Origin of the sequence: uncultured Serinicoccus sp. (assembly GCF_947487915.1) — a bacterium.
GTDB lineage: Bacteria > Actinomycetota > Actinomycetes > Actinomycetales > Dermatophilaceae > Ornithinicoccus.
Map to the genome: position 1 here is coordinate 1 of NZ_CANKYH010000029.1, position 1010 is coordinate 1010.

The window sequence follows — 1010 nt, forward strand, 5'->3', positions numbered from 1 at the left end:
CGGAAGGTGGACGAGCATCGTGAACCTGGTCGTGCGGTCGACGACGGTGCCGATCGCCGAGCGCTGCAGCCCGATCAACAGATCACCTTCCCAGTGGCCCGGAACGGCACGGTCCTCGGCTTCTGCGGGGCGTTCGCTGATCAGCGTCTTCGGGGTGACGTGCGCCCACGTCTTACGACGCGATCGTTCACGGGGCGCCCGCAACGCTCGGCCGGTGCGAAGGCACCAGACCAGCTCGCGCTTCAACGCGCCACGGCCCTGGATGTAAAGCGACTGGTAGATCGCCTCATGGCTGATGCGCATGGACTCATCATCAGGGAAGTCGACCTTGAGCCGGTTGCTGATCTGTTCTGGGCTCCACGCCGCGGACCACCCACGATGCTTACGGTGCGGCTTGTTGATGCCGGTGAACCGTGGCGCCTGCGGGCCGTGGATGACCTTGCCGTCCCGTGTCTTGATCTGCCCGGCCAGCCGCTCCTGGACGTAGGCGTGCAACCGCACGTTGGTCACCAGCTTCGCGACCTTGGGCCGCTTGGCCGCCATGTCGGCTTTCCACTGCGCTACCGAAGCTCGGTACTCAAGTTTCCCGCCACGCGTGGCGGCATTGCGGCGCAGCTCTCGTGACACCGTGCCGGGGTCACGACCAATCTGGCGAGCGATCTCGCGCACGCCCTTCTCCTGCGCTCTGAGTAGCGCGATCTCCTCACGCTCAGCGAAGGACAGGTAGCGGCCCGTAGGCGTGAACTTCAGGTCGAACGGTGGCATGCCGCCAGCGTTGCGGAACCATCGCTGCCCGACGGCTGGCGCCACGCCGACCACGGCCGCGGCTTCGATCGGCAACAGTCCCTTGGCGATCTCGGCCCAGAATGCAGCCTCGACGTTTCGCTGGAACTTCGGATGACCAGGCGACCGCAACTTCGGCCGGATCGCCCGATCTGCTGCCTGCTGACGACGGACCACTCAACACCTCCATGACGGGGGTGTTGCGACGACCGCTTGATTTCGCCTTG

General features: G+C 65.6%; 1 protein-coding gene. It reads right to left on the reverse strand.

Going from position 1 to position 1010, the window contains the following annotated elements:
* Nucleotides 1–765, reverse strand: a 765-nt coding sequence (locus Q0795_RS17080) for an IS30 family transposase (protein WP_298891752.1), incomplete at its 3' end; no start/stop codon positions are given.
* Nucleotides 766–1010 lie beyond the last annotated feature (245 nt).